Genomic DNA, 15,726 nt, shown 5'->3' on the forward strand with positions numbered 1-15,726 from the left:
TTCCTCGTGCGTGGGGCCGGGCGGGCGGGCCTCTTCCGTCGGGCCGGGCGGGCGGGCGGGTCGGGCCGGGGTGCGGGTCGGGCCGGGGTGCGGGGCGGGCCGGGGTGCGGGGCGGGCCGGAGTGCGGGGCGGTGGGCCGGGCGCACCCGGGTGGGGCGCGGTGGAGCCGGGGCGTCAGGCGAGGCCGCGTTGCTGGAGGCGGCGGAGGTGGGAGGCGGCTCGTTCCGAGCCCTTGGCGACGGCCTGGCGGTACCACTGGGCGGCCTCCGCCGGGCTCCTGGCTTCGAGCACCTCGCCCAGGTTGAGCATGCCCATCGGCTCCCCCGCCTCGGCCGAACGCCGGTACCACTGCTCGGCCTCGGCCCCGCGGTCGCTGTGCCGCAGGATGTTGCCCAGGTTGTTCATGGCCTGGGCCTCGCCCTTGTCGGCGGCCCTGCGGTACCACTGCTCGGCCTCCGCGTGCCGCTCCAGCCGCTGCATCAGCAGGGCCAGGCTGAACATGGCGGGCGAGTGCCCCTTGTCGGCCGCGGCGCGCAGCCACTTCTCGGCCTCCGGGAGCCGGTCGCTCTCGTTGAGCATCATGCCGAGCACCAGCATCGCCTCCTCGTCGCCCTTCTCGGACGCGCCGCGCAGCCACCGCTCCGCCTCCGGCATCCGCCCTTCCCGGTAGGCGCGGAATCCTTCCTGCACCATCGCCGCCGGGTGTCCCCCCTCGGCGGCGCGGCGCTCCCACGCCGCGGCCTCGGCCGGCCGGCCCGTCCGCTTGAGGACGACGGCGAGGTTGTTCATCCCCAGCGGGCTGCCGAGGTCGGCCGCCCGGCGGAACTCCCGCAGCGCTCCCTCGGTGTCGCCCCTGTCGAGCAGGGCGACGCCCAGGCGGATCATCGCGTCCGGGTCGCCGGTCCGCGCCTCGCGGGCGTGGCGGGCCTCCCAGGTGTCGAGACCGGGGTCGGCGGTCAGGCGCACCAACGCCCGGAGCAGCGGCTCCAGTTCGGTCCTGCGGCGCCCCGCGGCGCGCCCGTGCTCAACTCGGCCGTACGACACGGCAGTTCCCTCCTCCGGCCCCGCTGTCCCCACTGTCCCGGCGGTCCCGCTCGGCTCTGTCCTCTCGGACGCCGCCGGGTCGACCGCCAGTTCCCAGTCGAACTCCCAAGTCTTCAGGTCTCCTTCGGCGTCCGCGACCAGCGCCCAGCCGGCGTCCGGACCGAGCACGGCGTCCTGGCACGCGCCGTCGAGTGCGCGCAGGCAGCGGCCGGTGTCCAGCGACCACACCCGCAGCGCGCCGCGGCCGTCGCGCGAGAGCGCGAAGCGGCCGTCGGGGGTGAGCCGGATGGCCCGGGAGCAGTCGGGCTGGGCGTCGAACTCCCTGACGCACCGGCCGGTCCGGATGTCCCAGAGGCGGATGCGGCCGTCGCCCCGGCCGCCGCAGGACACCAGCAGGCCGCGCCGCTCGTCGACGGCGATCGCCGCCACGGGTGCGGTGTGGCCGCGCAGCTCGCGCAGGCGGCGGCCGGTGGTCAGGTCCCAGATCCGCACGGTGTCGCCGGGGCCGGCGCTCGCGGCGGTCCGGCCGTCGGGGGCGAGCCACAGCCCGGGGTCGTGGCCGTGGTCGCCGTCCAGGGTGCGCAGGCACGTGCCGTCCGCCAGGTCCCACAGCCGTACGCGCCGGTCGGCGCTCCACACCAGGGCGCGCGTCCCGTCCCCGGTGAAGGCGGCGGCCGCCGCGCCGAGGGTGAGGCGCAGGGAGGCCCGCCGGGCGCCGTCGGCCACCGACCAGGCGTCCAGGGTGCCGTCGGCGTTCGCGGTCAGCACGGTGCGGCCGTCGGCGGTGAAGCGGACGGTGCGCAGGACGTTCATGCCGTACGTCTCCGGCAGCCCGCCGATGACCGTGCCGCGCTCGCCGGTGGCCACGTCGAGGAGGTGGAGGTCGTGTGGGAGGCGGACGGCCGCCGTGCGGCCGTCCGGGGACAGCGCGAGGTTGGTGCGGCCCTCGAACCTGCCCAGCGTGCGCGAGGGCCAACTGGCGAGCAGGCCGGTCCTGTTGACGTACGGTTCCCGGCCCAGGGCGCGCCAGGCGGCGAGGGCGTGGGGGTCGCGTTCGTGGCCGGGGACGGCGCGGGCCCGGGTGAGCCGGTCGAGGGCGGCGGCCGGACGGCCGCCCCGCCGGTCCTGTTCGGCGGCGTCGACCAGGGCCGCGACCCTGCTCTGCAAGGTGCTCAGTTCGTCGTGGCGGCGCGGGCGGCTGAGCCGGGCGGCCGCCGTGTACGTCCCGGGCAGCCGGCGGCGGCGCACGGTGCGGTCCTGCCCGGCGGAGAGCAGGTGCAGCCCGTCGTCGAGGAACACCACGGCCTCGACCGGGCCGTCGTGCCCCCGGTAGGTGCGCAGGACGCGGCCGGTGGCCACGTCCCACAGCCGGACCCCGCCGTCCCGGCTGCCGCTCACCAGGAGGCGGCCGTCGGGGCTCAGGTCGACGCAGGCGGCGGAGCCGGGGAGGGTGCGCAGCAGCTCGCCGGTGGGCGGGGACCACACGTGGGTGCCGTCGTGGGTGGCGCAGGCCGCGGTGCGTCCGTCGGCGGAGAGGCACAGGGGCGAGGGGAAGAGGCTCCGCACCGGCGCGTGCGTGCAGGCGCGCGCGCCCTCCGGGTCGCGCACGGACACCGCTCCGCCGGGCCCGTGGAACACCAGGCGGCGGCCGTCGGCGGTCGCCTGCGTCGGCCCGTGGTGGAAGCCCTCCAGGGTGTAGCGCACCCGGCCCGTGGTGACGTCCCAGCCCAGGAGCGTGCCGTCGCTGGTGCCCGCGACGACCAGGCCGGGGCCGGGGAGGTAGCGGGGCGGCCGTACGGCGGTGTCGCCGGAGCGGTAGGCGGGGGTGAAGGTCCGGAGGCAGTGGCCGCGCTCCACGTCCCACAGCCGGACCAGGCCGTCGGAGCCCACGGCGGCGACCCGCCGCCCGTCCTCGCCGAGGTCCACCGGGCCGTGGCTGCCGTCGAGCCGGCGCAGGCAGCGGCCGGTGGCGAGGTCCCAGAGGCGGACCGTGCCCCGGACGACGGTCAGGGCGCGGCGGCCGTCGCGGGTGAGCCGCATCTCGGTGCCGTTCGTGGGGTGCGACAGCCAGGGCAGCTCGCGCACGTCGTCCCGGGGGCCGGTCGCGCCGCGCTCGCGCTGCACCTCGGCGAGGAGGGGGCGCACCCGGTCGGCGTCCTGGGCGTCGGCGCGGGCGGCTTCGAGGGCGGTGACCAGGTCCTCGTCGGTGACCGCGCCGCGCCGCCAGCGGGCCAGGCCCGCGTTGTAGGTGGCTTCGGGGTGGCGGGGGTCGCAGGCGAGGGCGGCGGCGAAGGCGGCGTCGGCCTCGTCGGTGCGGCCGAGGTCGAGGAGGGAGAGGGCCCGGTTGTTGAGCTCGTCGGCGCGCAGCCCGGCGGCGCGGGGCCGCGTCCGCGGGTAGGGAGTCCCGGTCAACCGGGCGTACAGCGCGCTGAGTTCGTCGGCGACCGCGAGCATGGACGGCGGCCGTTCGGCCGGGTCCTCGCGCAGGCAGCGCGCCAGCAGGGCGGCGACCTCCGGCGGCAGCGGGAGCGGCCCCTCGTGCTCGGCCCGCCGTGCCGCGAGCGACTCGCCCGCGACGGGGCCGATCAGCCAGGTCACCTCGCCGGTGAACATCTCCAGCAGGGAGACGGCGAAGCTGTAGACGTCGGTGCGCACGCCCAGCGGCCTGCGCAGGGCCTGTTCGGGCGAGGCGTACGCCATGGTCATGCCCGCGGCGGCCGCCTCGCCGCCGGTCGCCTCGCGGGCGCGGGCGATGCCGAAGTCGGTGACCTTGGCGGTGCCGTCCGCGTCGAGGAGGACGTTGGCGGGTTTCACGTCCTGGTGGACGAGGCCCGCGTCGTGGGCGTGCTGGAGCCCCCAGGCGGTCTGCACGGCGAGGTCCAGGACGCGGGCCAGGGCCCGGGCGGGGCCGCCCTCGTACAGGCGGCCGTCCCGGATCAGGTCACGCAGGCTGCCCCCGGGGACGTACTCGGCGAAGACCCTGGGAACACCGCCGAGGACGCGTACGTAGTGGCAGCCGCAGACGTGCGGGTGCAGCCCGAGGGACACCCAGGTCTCGGCCTCGCGCACGAAGTCCCGCCGCTGTTCGGCCGTGCGGAACAGCTCGGGGCGCGGGCACTTCACGGCCAGGTCCGAGCCCCATTCGCGGTGCCGTACCCGGTAGACGAGGCCCATGCCGCCGGCGGTGTGCACGCCGGTCACCTCGTACTGGCCGGCGACGACGTCGCCGAGCTCCCACAGCTCCCCCGCGGGCGGCACCTCAGCGGGTCCGGAAGGCGGGCAGCGCCTTGAACTCCCGGGCCACGGCGGCGCTTTCGCGCACGGTGCGCGCCCACGCCCGCGCCTTGGTGAGCGGGTGGCGGGGGAACTGCTCGTCCCACGCGGGATCGTCGCTCGGCTCGTACGGCAGCCCGGGGTCGTACGGGTGGCCGCCCCGCCGCCGGTCCGGGCCGCCCGTCTTCATGCTGACCAGCGACTCGCGCACGCCGCTGATCTCCCACTCCTCGAACTGCCCCGTCAGCACGGCGGTGCGGTCCTTCTTGGCGAGCACGAAGGAGGCCCGGAACAGCCGCCCCGTCGCCGATCTGGGCAGCTTCTCCGCCACCAGCGTGTACAGCGCCAGGCACCCGTCGAGCACGACGGCGTCCGCCTCCAGGAGCCGTGCGGTGGGACGCGGGTCGAGGCCGGTCGCCGGCCCCGGCACCGGGCGGGCGGCGTGGGTGTGCGCCAACTCCCGCCGCAGCACCTCGATCTCATACAGCCAGTGGGTGCTGCGCGGCAGGGCCTCGTGCACGCCGAGCACCACGACGTCCCGGGTGTGCGGGTCGAACCACCGGGTGCCGTCGAGGGGTTCGAACCCGGTGGTGTCGAAGGTGATCGGCCGCGTTTCCCAGTCCGCTTGAGCCACGCGCGCAAATTAACACGCGCCCCTCGGCCCGCACCACGGCTGTTTCGCGTCGCCCGCCCGCTCGCCGGCGTCACTCCACGTCCGCTTCGCCCGCCCCGAGTTCGATCGTCGTGGTGATCCGCGTGAGGGCGGGGTCGCGGGGCACCGAGCCGAACCCGAAGCGGACCGGCGGCTGCACCGGGGCGAGACCGCCCAGGTCGACGCCCTCGAAGGTGCCGGAGAGCCAGGTGACCGGGTGCAGGTCCCGCGCGCCGTACCACTCGCGGCGCCCGCCCCCGGCGCTGCCGCGGGTACGGACTCCGGGCAGCACGAACCGTACGGACAGGTCCGTCACCGCGCACCACGCAGGCTGGGCGGCCAGCGGGCCGGGCACCGCCCGGAGCAGCCGCCCGAGCGGCCCGCGCCCGCCGACCCGGAACCGCAGGTCGAGCGGGCCCGCCGAGACCGCCCAGGTCCCGTCCGCGACGCTCACCCGGACCGGCGTGACGCGGACGGCGTCATAGGTGTACGTACGCCGGATGAACTCGGCGGTCCCGGGGGTGGGGGCCAGCAACAGCCGCTCCCCGTCGGCCCGTTCGACCATGACGTCGCTGAGCGGGCCGAAGGGGGAACGCGGCCAGTGCCCGAGCACGATCCGGGTGCCTGCGGTGGTGCCCATTCCGGCGATCCAGCCGTCGAAGCGCAGCCTGCGGCGGGGGGCGGTGGTGCGCGGTTTCGGGTTCACCCCTCCATGGTGTCCCCGGTTCGCCCCGGTGTCACGGCGTCGGCTACGGCTTGAGCAGGGTCTTGACCATGGCGTCGGCTACGGCTTGAGCAGGGTCTTGACCATGGCGTCGGCTACGGCTTGAGCAGGGTCTTGACCATGGCGTCGGCTGCGGCTTGAGCAGGGTCTTGACCATGGCGTCGGCTACGGCTTGAGCAGGGTCTTGATCATGCCGTCCTCCTTCGCCTGGAACATCTCGTACGCCTTGGGGCCCTCCTCCAGCGGCATCGAGTGCGTCGCGAAGCCCTCGACGCCCAGCGGGTCCTCGTCGGTGAGGAGCGGGAGCAGGTCGTCGACCCAGCGGCGGACGTTCGCCTGGCCCATCCGGAGCTGGATCTGCTTGTCGAACATGGTCAGGAGCGGCAGCGGGTCCGCCGCCCCGCCGTACACCCCGGCCAGCGAGATCGTGCCGCCGCGGCGGACGATGTCGACGGCCGCGTACAGCGCGCTCAGCCGGTCCAGGCCCGCGGTCTCCATCAGCTTCTCCGCGAGCGCGTCCGGCAGCAGCCCCACCGCCCACTGCGCGGCCTTCGCCACCGGCGCGCCGTGCGCCTCCATGCCGACCGCGTCGATCACCGCGTCGGGGCCCCGCCCGTCGGTCAGCTCGCGGATCGCCTCGCCGATCTGCTTGCCGTGGCGGCGCAGGTCGATGGCCTTGATGCCCCGGCTGTGCGCGCGGGAGAGCCGGGCGGGCACCAGGTCCACGCCGATGACCAGGCCGGCGCCCCGGTGCTGGGCGATCCGGGCCGCCATCTCGCCGATCGGGCCCAGGCCCAGCACGGCCACGGTCCCGCCGGGAGGCACATCGGCGTACTCGACGGCCTGCCAGGCGGTGGGCAGCACGTCGGAGAGGTACACGAAGCGCTCGTCGGACGGGCCGTGCGGCACCTTCACCGGGAGGGTGTTGCCGAACGGCACGCGCAGCAGCTCCGCCTGGCCGCCCGGCACCTGGCCGTACAGCTTGGTGTAGCCGAAGAGGGACGCGCCCATGCCCCGCTCGCGCACCTGGGTGGTCTCGCACTGGGAGTGCAGGCCCCGGTCGCACATGTAGCAGCGGCCGCAGGAGACGTTGAAGGGGACGACGACCCGGTCGCCGGGCGCCAGCGCCGTGACCTCGGCGCCGACCTCCTCGACGATGCCCATCGGCTCGTGGCCGAGGATGTCGCCGGGGTCCAGGAAGGGGCCCAGGACCTCGTACAGGTGCAGGTCGGAGCCGCAGATGCCGGAGGAGGTGATCCGTACGATGATGTCCGTCGGGTCCTGGATCTGCGGATCGGGGACGGTCTCGACCCGTACGTCGCGCTTGCCGTGCCAGGTCAGTGCTCGCATCTCTGCCTCCTGCGGGCGGTGGCGGCGGCCACGGGGTGTCCGCCGTTCCTGCCCTGTTCTCGGTCGATTCGACCCGGCTGGGTCCTGTGCCCGGTTTCCCCTGTCGGCGTCCGTCACACGTCGGACGTGAGGGGACGCCGCCGTGGGGTACGCGGAGCGGGTTCGACGGCTCGCGTCAGCTCACGTCCGACGGCCCGCCCTCCAAGGAGATCTCATGTCGTACACACCCGCCACCGGCGCCGCCCGGGACCTCGACGGGCTCTCCGCCGTCGTCACCGGTGGCTCCCGGGGCCTCGGTCTGCTGCTCGCCGACGAACTGCTGCGGCGGGGCTGCGCGGTGACCGTCGCCGCCCGCGACAAGGCCGAACTGGAACGCGCGGCGGCCCTGCTCCGGGCCCGCCGGCCGGGGGCCGCGGTCCGTACCGCCGTCTGTGACGTACGGGACCGCGGGGCCGTCGCCGAGCTGTTCCGGGGGGCGAGGGAGGCCCGCGGCAGCGTCGACCTCGTCATCGGCAACGCCGGGATCATCCAGGTCGCCCCCGCCGAGGCGGTCGGGACGGCCGGGTACGAGGACGCGATGGACACCATCTTCCACGGCGCGCTGCACACCGCGCTGGAGGCGCTCCCCCATCTGCGCGAGAGCCGGGCGGGCGGACGCCTCGCGCTCATCGGCTCGGTCGGCGGGCTGCTCGCCGTACCGCACCTGCTGCCGTACTCGTGCGCGAAGTCGGCCGTGGCGGCGCTGGCCGAGGGGCTGTACACGGAGGCGGCGCGCGGCGGGGTGTCGGTGACCGCCGTGCACCCGGGGCTGATGCGCACCGGGTCGCATCTGCACGCCGTGTTCGGCGGGGACCGGGAGCGGGAGTACGCCTGGTTCTCGGCGCTGGCGAGCACGCCGCTGGTGTCGATGGACGCCCGGCGCGCCGCCGACCGCATCGTGACGGCCGTCGAGAAGCGGAAGGTGCGCGTGGTGCTGACCCCGCTGGCCAAGGCCGCGGACAAGGCGCACGGTCTCGCGCCCGTGCTGACGGCCCGGCTGAGCCACGGCGCGGCGCGTTTCCTGCCCTCGGCCGACGGCGAGCCGGAGCTGCGGGAGGGCGCCGACGTGGAGGCGGCGACGCCGCGCTCGGCGCGCGAGCGGCTCCGGTCGCTGGCCGCCACCCTGAACGACCGGGCGGCGCGCGCCTACAACGAGCGCCGGCGCACTACCGGGACCTGACTTTCCCGGCAGGGCCGGTGCGTAGGTCCGCCGTGCCGGGGCACTCGCCACTCCATGCACGGACGACACGCACGCCACGCACCCAGCACTCCGCCGTACGCGTCTGCGTCGGCCGGTGGGCCCGGCGCCAAGCACTCGCGCCGTCGGGGCCGCACCACCGGCCGTCTCCGACGGCGCCTCCTGGCGTACCGGGCGGTCGACTTCCGCGACACCCACATCCCGCAGGCCCCGTCCGGCCGGGCCTCCGAGGAATGCCTGCTGCTCGTCCACGTACGGCGGGTCGTCGGCCAGGTCCACTACCGGATGTGCGAGCGCTGCGCCCGGGGCGTCATCACGGACATCAGCATCGACGAACACTTCCACAAGACGGGCCTGGGCACCCGTGCCCTGTCCCATCTGCGCGCCCGCCACCCGGGCGTCACCTGGCGCAACACGCTCACCGGCCGCAGCACCCGGGACCTGGTGCGCCGGATGTGCATCCCGCCGGGCGACGCCCAGCCGTGCGCCCACACGGCCTGACCGGAGTCCCCGAAACGCCCCGTTCGGCTCAGGCCCCGGCGTCGGGGCCCGTCTCCGCGTCCGCGTCCATCGTCATCCGGGCCACGTGCAGCGCCAGGTAGGAGACCTCGTCCTCGCTCAGGCTCTCGCCCAGGCGCATCTCCACGATCGTCGCCAGGCGCTGCGCGGTGCGGGTCGCCTCCGGGTAGTGGCGGCGGATGCCCGTGCCGATCGTGGACTCGTGGCCCGTGAGCTGCCGGTGCTGCTGGATCCGTACGAAGAGGTAGCGCACGTGGGTGATGAAGCGCGCCGCGCTCATCGACTCGCGGGAGGCGTCCAGCCCGTACTGCCGCTGCACGACGGCCAGCATCTGCTGGATGACCCCGGTCATCGTGTACGTGAAGGACAGGTCGCCGGAGGCGAAGCCCGCGTTGACCAGGTGCAGGGTGAGGGCGGTCGCCTCGGCGGGGTCCAGCTTCGGGTCGACGCGTTCGTTGATCGCCGCGAGGAGGCGCTGCGCCTGGGCGTACTCGTCGGCGTACAGGGCCTGGGCCTCGGCGCGCAGCGGGTACTCCACGACGACGCCCCGCCTGGCCCGGTCCAGTGCCCCGGCGACGTGGTCGGCGACCGCGATGGCGAGGGTGGGGCGGGTGGACTCGCGGCCCTCGATGCCGACCTCGCCCAGCGCGATCACGACGGCCCGCAGCACTTCCTCGCCGACCAGGGCGAGCGCTTCGGCCAGGTGGTCGGGGTCGCGGCCGTCGGCGGGGACGAAGACCCGCACGATCAGCGCGGGGTCCACGGGCTTGCCCTGGCGGGCGTTGAAGCCGATGCCGCGCCCGGTGAGGATGACCTCCTGGCCCTTGTCGTCGCGCGCGAGGACCACGTTGTTGTTGAGGACACGCAGCGTTTTCAACGCCCGCTCTCCTTGGCTCGTCCGTGGTGGTTCGTCCGTGGTGGTTCGTACGCGGGTTTCGTCCGCGGGTTTCGTCCGCGGGGCTTCGTCCGTGGCCCGGTTTCCGGCCAATGATCATGCATTGCCCGCTCTACGGTCCATCCTCCCCCGAACCGTGTCGGTGCCCGCACGCACCCCCTGCGGGACGCGTGCGGGCACCGTGGCGCACCTGTGCCGTCGCGGTCAGCGGCGCACGGTCACCACCGGCGCGCCGGCGCTCACGTCCTGCCCGGTGTGCGGCTCGACCGAGGCGAGGTCGGCGGTGTTGGGGACGGTCATGAGGGTGACGGCCGGGTGCCCGGCGGCACGAATGGCGGCCAGGTCGACCTCGGCGAGGAGGTCGCCCGCGCTCACCCGCCGGCCGGCCTCGACCCGTACGTCGAAGCCCTCTCCCTTCATCTGCACCGTGTCGATGCCGACGTGCACGAGCACCTCGACCCCGTCGGCGGTGCGGATGCCGAAGGCGTGCCCGGTGGCGGTGACGGTGACCAGTTCGCCGTCGACCGGGGCGACGACCCGGCCGTCGGCGGGCTCGACGCCCACGCCCTCGCCGAGCGCGCGGGAGGCGAAGACGGGGTCCGGGACCTCGTCGAGGCTGATGACGCGGCCCGCAACCGGGGCGACGAGGACGGTCTCCTTGCCACAGGCGCGGGGGACGCCGGACGCGGCAGCGGCGGCGGTGCCGCCGACGGACGGGGCGGCGGCCGACGCACCGGCGGCGGAGGCGCCGACGGCAGCGAGCTCACGGTCGTCGGCAGCGGCAGCGGCAGCGGGAGCGGCGATGTCGGCGTCGGCGGCGCCCGCCGCACCCGCGCCCTCCGCCGCGTCCCGCTCGGCGTTGGTCTCGGCGCGCTCCTGCGGCGTACGGAAGTCGGAGAAGTACACGAGGGCCATCGAGACGAAGAAGGCCGCGGTGATCGCGATGCCGTAGGTGGCCATCGGGGAGAAGACCGGGATGGTCAGCAGCGAGGTGAAGGCGAACGCCTTGGTGTCGACCCCGCCGAGGACGCCGACCAGCACGCCGCCGACGAGGCAGCCGACCAGCATGCGCGGGTAGATCCGCTTGAAGCGCAGGTGGATGCCGTACAGCGAGGGCTCCGAGATGCCGCCGAAGAGGCCCGCGGCGAGCGCGCCGGTGGCGGTCTGGCGCATCTCCTTCTCGCGGTGGCGCACGGAGAGCAGCAGCACACCGGCGGTGGCGCCGAAGCAGGCGAAGTTCCACGCGCCCATGGGGCCCTGGATGAAGTCGTAGCCGAGGGTGTTGATGTTGACCAGCATCAGCGCGTTGAGCGGCCAGTGCAGGCCCAGCGGGACCAGGAACGGGTAGATCAGCGGAATGATGATCGCGAAGACGATCGGGGCGTTGCCGTTCAGCCAGGACAGGCCCTCGCCGAGGCCGTTGCCCGCCCAGATGCCCATCGGGCCGATGAGGAAGGCGGTCACCGGGATCATGATCAGCATGCTGAAGAACGGCACGAAGACCATGTGCACGTTCTCCGGGAAGATCTTCTGGAGGCCCTTGTAGACGAGGGCGAGCAGGGCGACCATCAGCAGCGGCACGAAGACCTGGCCGCCGTAGTCGTTGAGCTGCATCGGCAGCCCGAAGACGTGCGCCACGCACTCCTGGGTGCCCAGGGTGCCGTTGGTGGTGCAGGTGATGCCGGGGATGCCGGAGTCCTTGTTGAGCATCCCGGTGAAGTTCGGGGTCATCACCGCGGCCATCACGGCGGCGCCGACCCACGGGTCGATCTTCAGCTTCTTGGCCGCGTTGTACGCGACGAAGATCGGCAGGAAGTACAGCACCGAGCGCCACATGGCGTCGACGAAGACCCAGGTGGCGGACTTGTCGGCGGCCCGGAAGTCGACCACGCCGAACGCGTCGAGCACGGAGGCGATCGCGATGATCAGCGAGGAGCCGAGCAGCACGCCCATCAGCGGGCGGAACGAGTCCGAGAGGTACTCGAAGAAGTTGTCGACCCAGCCGTAGCGGCCCCGGCCCTTGGCCCTGGCGGCGGCCTTGACCTCGGCGTCGGACTGCGGGCGGGGAGTGCCGCCGCCGGTCATCGAGGGCAGGCCCGTGATCGCGGAGTAGACGCGGGCGACGGCTCCGCCGATGACGATCTGGAAGCGGTCGCCGGACTGGGCCACCGTCCCCATGACGCCGTCCAGGGCGTCGAGGGCGGCCTTGTCGACCTTCTCTCCGTCGTGGAGCTGGAAGCGCAGCCGCGTCGCGCAGTGCGTGAGGCTCTCGACGTTCGCGGCGCCGCCGACACCGCGGAGGATCTTCTCCGCGAGTGCCTCGGGTCCCGTTGCGTGTGTGTTCATGATGCGTCCTTGCACCTGTGGGCACGTGCCGTGCTGGATCGGTCCGCGACCTCGTCCGCCGGATACGCGCCGCGTGAGGACAAAAGCCACCACAGGGCAACAAAAAAGGCCCGGGTCGCGCACGCGGCGCGTCCCAGGCCTTGCCTCCCCTCAAGCGGTGAGCCACCGTCGCATCGCGCGGGGCGATGAACGGTCACGTCCTCGGGGAGTAACAATCCTGCGATCGAGATCGATCAGGGCGACTGTAGCACCTGCTCCGGGGTGCCCCCGCACCCTCCGCCCCGCCCGGCCGTGAACGGCCTCCCCGCCCCGGCCGCGGTGGACCGCGTCAGGAGGTCACCGTGGCGACGAACGCCGCGAGGTTGGCCATGGTGCGCTGGACCTTCTCCTCCAGGGTGAGGGACTCGTGCAGCCGGGAGCCGACGCCCGCGTCCTTCAGGCCGCGCAGGTAGAGGGAGCACGCGAGGTCGCTGCAGAGGTAGATGCCGGTGGAGTTGCCCTGCTGCCCGGCCTTGCCCGCCTTCGGCGCGACCATCAGCGAGACGCCGCCGGTGCGGCCGGTCATGCAGACGTGGCACATGCTGGGCCGGTTCTGCCAGGAACCCGCGCCGGGGGTGCGGAGCTGGACGCCGACCAGGCGGCCGTCGAGTTCGGCGACGAGGTAGGCCCGGTCCATGGCCTGGGGATCGCGCCAGCCGAAGTAGTCCAGCTTGTCCCAGGGGCGGTCCGCCAGGTCGTGGGGTACGTGCATCCGCTTGGCCTCGCCCTTCGTGCAGTTCACGAAGGCGGTGCGGATCTCTCGTTCGGTCAACTGCTTCATAACGGCAACGCTAATTTGCCTAATGGCATTAGGCAAATGAATAATCTCCTCCACAGGGACACGGCGTGGACGACGAGGCGGAGGTGGGCATGGCCCGGGCAGGACTGACCACGGAACGCCTGGTGCGGGCGGGCGCCGAGCTGGCGGACGAGATCGGCTTCGAGCGGACGACCCCGGCGGAGCTGGCCCGCAGGTTCGGGGTGAAGACGGCGAGCCTGTACTCGCACGTGCGGAACGCCCACGACCTCAAGACCCGCATCGCCCTGCTCGCCCTGGAGGAACTCGCCGACCGGGCGGCCCTCGCGGTGGCCGGACGGGCGGGCAAGGACGCCCTGACCGCCTTCGCCGACGCCTACCGCGACTACGCCCTGGCCCACCCGGGCCGCTTCACCGCCGCCCGCTACCCGCTCGACGACGAGACCGCCGCCGGCGGCGCGGGTGTGCGGCACGCGCAGATGTCGCGGGCGGTGCTGCGCGGGTACGGTCTGGCCGAACCGCACGAGACGCACGCGGTACGGCTGCTGGGGGCCGTCTTCAGCGGATACGTCACGCTGGAGTCGGCCGGGGGCTTCGCCCGGAGCGCGCCCGACGCGCAGGAGAGCTGGACGGAGATCGTCCGCGCCCTGGACACGTTGCTGCGCACCTGGCCGACGGCTCACTGAGCCGGACCCGGCGGGCCGGTGCCGGCCCGCTCCAGGTCCTCCGCGCCTGCGGCCGCCCTTCGGGAAGCAGGTGCTACTTGGGCGTCTCGGCCAGAGTGTGGGCGACCAGGGCGTTGGCGTGACCGTGGCCCAGGCCGTGTTCGCCCTTGAGCCAGGAGACGAGTTCCATGTGCTTGGTGAGCGGGGAGGCCCGGATCAGGTCCTGCCACTCGGAGACGGGGCGGCCGTACTTCTTCTCGATCGAGGGGAAGTAGCTGGCCGGGCCCTTCACTGCGTCCGTCATGTCAAGTCCTCTGCTGTGGAGTGCGGTTGGTCGGTCAGTGCGGTACGGGGGTGGCGGTGAGCCGGAGCAGTACGGCGCTGAGCCACAGGAGTCCGAGCGCCGCACCCGCGGTGAAGGCCAGGACCGAGACGGCCGAGGCCGTGAAGCCCGCGAGCACCACGGCCGGGACGACCCGCGACGCCGCGGCCCAGGTGCGGTGCCCCCGCTCGGCGAGAGGGCGGGCCAGTACGAAGAACGCGGCGCACAGCGCAAGGTAACCGATCATGCCCGCGGCCATGTGCGCGGCACCGGTACCGGTTATCGCGGTCGCCTCCGGCGCGCCCACGGGGAAGCCCGCGCCCGCGTCGGCGGGGAAGGCGGCGGCCGCCCAGAAGGACAGCCCGAAGACGGCGATCAGGACCGGGCCGCCCCTGCCCGCCGCTCGCGTCCGGCGCAGTCCGCTCGCGCCGACGAGCAACAGGGCTCCGGCGACGAGGAAGTTGAGGGCCTGGACCCAGCCCGCTCCGCCCAGCGCGAGCTGGCTCAGCGCGTTGCGGGTGAGGTCGAAGCCGTCCCGGGTGAGCGCCTGCGCCGCACCCGCTCCGAGAAAGAGCGGCCCCGCCGCGACGGCGCAGCGAAGGGCCCGGTGGTCGCCGGGACGGGAGGGGATGACGGCGGTGCGGGCGGGGGTGGCCGTGCGGGTGGCGGGGGAGGTGAGCGCAGGCGTCATGTCCGGTCCTTCTCCGTCGCTGCGGCGGTCTTGTCCATCGCCGTGTGGGTGATGGGTGGACCGGCGGCGGCGGGGAAAGTCATCGCAGGTGGGGTGTGGGGCGGGTCACAACCCGGGGGTGCGCCGGGGCGGCGGCGCGGCTCGCGGCGGCGGTGTCCGCGACGGACGGCGGACTGGGCTCGCGGCGACGACACCCGCACCGGGCGGCCGGGCCGGACTCGCGACAGTGACACCCGCACCGCCCGGCCGGCCGGGCCCGTTCACGCGTACGGGTGTGGGGGGGCCCCCCCCCCGGGGGGGGGGGCCCCCCCCCCGGGGGGGGGCCCCCGAGCCCCCCCCCGCCACAGCGGGGGCGGCGCCCGAGCCGCGGGCGTGGGGTGGGGGCGGGGGGGGTGGCACGCCCCACGGCCCCCCCCCCCGGCCCGGGGGGGGGGGCCCTGTCCGGGGGGGGGGGGGGGGCCCCCCCGGGCGGGGGCGGGGGCGCCCCACACCCGTGTGTTCAGAACCGCTTCGCGCTCAGACCTCCGTCGGGAAGCGCTCCCAGACGCGGTGCTTGGCCAGCAGTCCGGTGAGCTCGCCCAGCACCGCGGGACCCTCGTCGCCGAGCACCACACCCGGTGCCAGGTCCGGGACGCCGGCCGCCTCCAGGACGTGCAGGGCGCCGGACCAGCCGCCGATGGCCTTGCCGTGGCGGTATGCCTCGGAGACCAGGAGCAGGACGCGGGGGTCGGTGACGTGGGCGCGGGACTCGTCGGCCTTGGCGTCGCGGGCGGCATAGGCGTCCGCGCCCGCCGCGGGGGTTCCGGCCAGCAGGATCGCGTCGAACTCGATGGAGCGGGCGGTGGTGAAGGTGCGCTGGACCGTGACCGGCTCGCCCGTGCCGTCGTCGAGGGTGCCGCCGGTGGCCGCGACGACCAGCGGCACCATGCCCGCGTCCAGCACCGCCTGGCGCACCTCGCGCAGACCGGTGAGGTCCTGGCCTGCGACGATCCCGATGATCCGCCCGTCGGCCGGCCATTCCCCGCCGACCTGGGAGAGCGCCGGGCTGGGGTCGACCGATGCGTGCGGGACGGTCGCCTGGGGGGCGGGCAGGCCCAGACCGGTGGCGACCTGGGCACACAGGTCGGCATCGATGTTGGCGAGGACCCTCAGCGCCCGTTCCTTGATGCCCTGCTCGAAGCACTTGTTCAGCTCGAAGGTGTACGCGGCCAC

The 15,726-nt window shown here is 74.5% G+C and carries 13 protein-coding genes; 3 read left to right on the top strand and 10 right to left on the bottom strand.

Annotation, left to right across the window (positions count from 1 at the left end; all coding sequences use genetic code 11):
- Positions 1-174: 174 nt before the first annotated feature.
- The 4 genes from ACIP93_RS25640 to ACIP93_RS25655 all read right to left on the bottom strand — a co-directional run bounded on the left by ACIP93_RS25640 (position 175) and on the right by ACIP93_RS25655 (position 7,043).
- Complete coding sequence (locus ACIP93_RS25640) at positions 175-4,302, bottom strand: protein kinase (protein ID WP_401762021.1); 4,128 nt, start codon at positions 4,300-4,302, stop codon at positions 175-177.
- Between the two features lies 1 nt (position 4,303).
- A complete protein-coding gene (locus ACIP93_RS25645) occupies positions 4,304-4,951 on the bottom strand; it encodes a hypothetical protein (protein WP_345227396.1) in 648 nt (215 codons plus the stop codon).
- 70 nt (positions 4,952-5,021) lie between these two features.
- Positions 5,022-5,609, bottom strand: coding sequence for a hypothetical protein (locus ACIP93_RS25650; RefSeq protein WP_345227975.1), 588 nt, complete (start codon positions 5,607-5,609; stop codon positions 5,022-5,024).
- A gap of 249 nt (positions 5,610-5,858) precedes the next feature.
- Entirely contained in the window at positions 5,859-7,043 is a 1,185-nt protein-coding gene (locus tag ACIP93_RS25655; protein WP_401762023.1) for a zinc-dependent alcohol dehydrogenase, read from the bottom strand.
- A 214-nt stretch (positions 7,044-7,257) separates the two neighbouring features.
- On the opposite strand from ACIP93_RS25655, the gene ACIP93_RS25660 reads away from it, so the two are divergent.
- Positions 7,258-8,262 carry an SDR family NAD(P)-dependent oxidoreductase gene (locus ACIP93_RS25660; protein WP_401762025.1) on the top strand — a complete coding sequence of 335 codons (1,005 nt, stop codon included), beginning with the start codon at positions 7,258-7,260 and terminating at the stop codon, positions 8,260-8,262.
- 54 nt (positions 8,263-8,316) lie between these two features.
- Positions 8,317-8,781, top strand: a complete 465-nt coding sequence (locus ACIP93_RS25665) for a hypothetical protein (protein WP_401762027.1) — start codon at positions 8,317-8,319, stop codon at positions 8,779-8,781.
- A 28-nt stretch (positions 8,782-8,809) separates the two neighbouring features.
- Here ACIP93_RS25665 and ACIP93_RS25670 read toward each other — a convergent pair whose 3' ends face one another.
- The 3 genes from ACIP93_RS25670 to ACIP93_RS25680 form a co-directional block, all read right to left on the bottom strand.
- Positions 8,810-9,676 (bottom strand): PRD domain-containing protein, encoded by an 867-nt coding sequence (locus tag ACIP93_RS25670; protein ID WP_345227405.1) that lies wholly within the window; start codon positions 9,674-9,676, stop codon positions 8,810-8,812.
- A 222-nt stretch (positions 9,677-9,898) separates the two neighbouring features.
- The gene (locus ACIP93_RS25675; protein ID WP_401762029.1) at positions 9,899-12,040 is read right to left on the bottom strand and encodes a glucose PTS transporter subunit IIA; all 2,142 of its coding nucleotides are present in this window, start codon (positions 12,038-12,040) and stop codon (positions 9,899-9,901) included.
- A 328-nt stretch (positions 12,041-12,368) separates the two neighbouring features.
- On the bottom strand, positions 12,369-12,860 hold the full coding sequence (locus ACIP93_RS25680) for an FBP domain-containing protein (RefSeq protein WP_345227410.1): 492 nt from the start codon (positions 12,858-12,860) through the stop codon (positions 12,369-12,371).
- A gap of 89 nt (positions 12,861-12,949) precedes the next feature.
- On the opposite strand from ACIP93_RS25680, the gene ACIP93_RS25685 reads away from it, so the two are divergent.
- Positions 12,950-13,522 (top strand): WHG domain-containing protein, encoded by a 573-nt coding sequence (locus ACIP93_RS25685; RefSeq protein ID WP_345227977.1) that lies wholly within the window; start codon positions 12,950-12,952, stop codon positions 13,520-13,522.
- Between the two features lie 73 nt (positions 13,523-13,595).
- Here ACIP93_RS25685 and ACIP93_RS25690 read toward each other — a convergent pair whose 3' ends face one another.
- The 3 genes from ACIP93_RS25690 to ACIP93_RS25700 form a co-directional block, all read right to left on the bottom strand.
- Positions 13,596-13,805 carry a DUF4287 domain-containing protein gene (locus ACIP93_RS25690; RefSeq protein ID WP_401762031.1) on the bottom strand — a complete coding sequence of 70 codons (210 nt, stop codon included), beginning with the start codon at positions 13,803-13,805 and terminating at the stop codon, positions 13,596-13,598.
- Positions 13,806-13,839: 34 nt separating this feature from the next.
- Complete coding sequence (locus tag ACIP93_RS25695) at positions 13,840-14,514, bottom strand: DUF998 domain-containing protein (RefSeq protein WP_401762033.1); 675 nt, start codon at positions 14,512-14,514, stop codon at positions 13,840-13,842.
- A gap of 516 nt (positions 14,515-15,030) precedes the next feature.
- Positions 15,031-15,726, bottom strand: a 696-nt coding sequence (locus tag ACIP93_RS25700) for a catalase-related domain-containing protein (protein WP_401762035.1), incomplete at its 5' end; no start/stop codon positions are given.

The sequence above is a fragment of the Streptomyces sp. NPDC088745 genome, assembly GCF_044751045.1.
In the GTDB taxonomy this organism is placed as follows: Bacteria; Actinomycetota; Actinomycetes; order Streptomycetales; family Streptomycetaceae; genus Streptomyces; species Streptomyces cremeus.

What these genes read in the sequence shown, in the direction of transcription:
- ACIP93_RS25655 (WP_401762023.1), bottom strand. Translation starts at nt 7,043, where the DNA reads ATGCGAGCACTGACCTGGCACGGCAAGCGCGACGTACGGGTCGAGACC.
- ACIP93_RS25680 (WP_345227410.1), bottom strand. Translation starts at nt 12,860, where the DNA reads ATGAAGCAGTTGACCGAACGAGAGATCCGCACCGCCTTCGTGAACTGC.
- ACIP93_RS25660 (WP_401762025.1), top strand. Translation starts at nt 7,258, where the DNA reads ATGTCGTACACACCCGCCACCGGCGCCGCCCGGGACCTCGACGGGCTC.
- ACIP93_RS25690 (WP_401762031.1), bottom strand. Translation starts at nt 13,805, where the DNA reads ATGACGGACGCAGTGAAGGGCCCGGCCAGCTACTTCCCCTCGATCGAG.
- ACIP93_RS25665 (WP_401762027.1), top strand. Translation starts at nt 8,317, where the DNA reads ATGCACGGACGACACGCACGCCACGCACCCAGCACTCCGCCGTACGCG.
- ACIP93_RS25685 (WP_345227977.1), top strand. Translation starts at nt 12,950, where the DNA reads ATGGCCCGGGCAGGACTGACCACGGAACGCCTGGTGCGGGCGGGCGCC.
- ACIP93_RS25695 (WP_401762033.1), bottom strand. Translation starts at nt 14,514, where the DNA reads ATGACGCCTGCGCTCACCTCCCCCGCCACCCGCACGGCCACCCCCGCC.
- ACIP93_RS25675 (WP_401762029.1), bottom strand. Translation starts at nt 12,040, where the DNA reads ATGAACACACACGCAACGGGACCCGAGGCACTCGCGGAGAAGATCCTC.
- ACIP93_RS25650 (WP_345227975.1), bottom strand. Translation starts at nt 5,609, where the DNA reads ATGGGCACCACCGCAGGCACCCGGATCGTGCTCGGGCACTGGCCGCGT.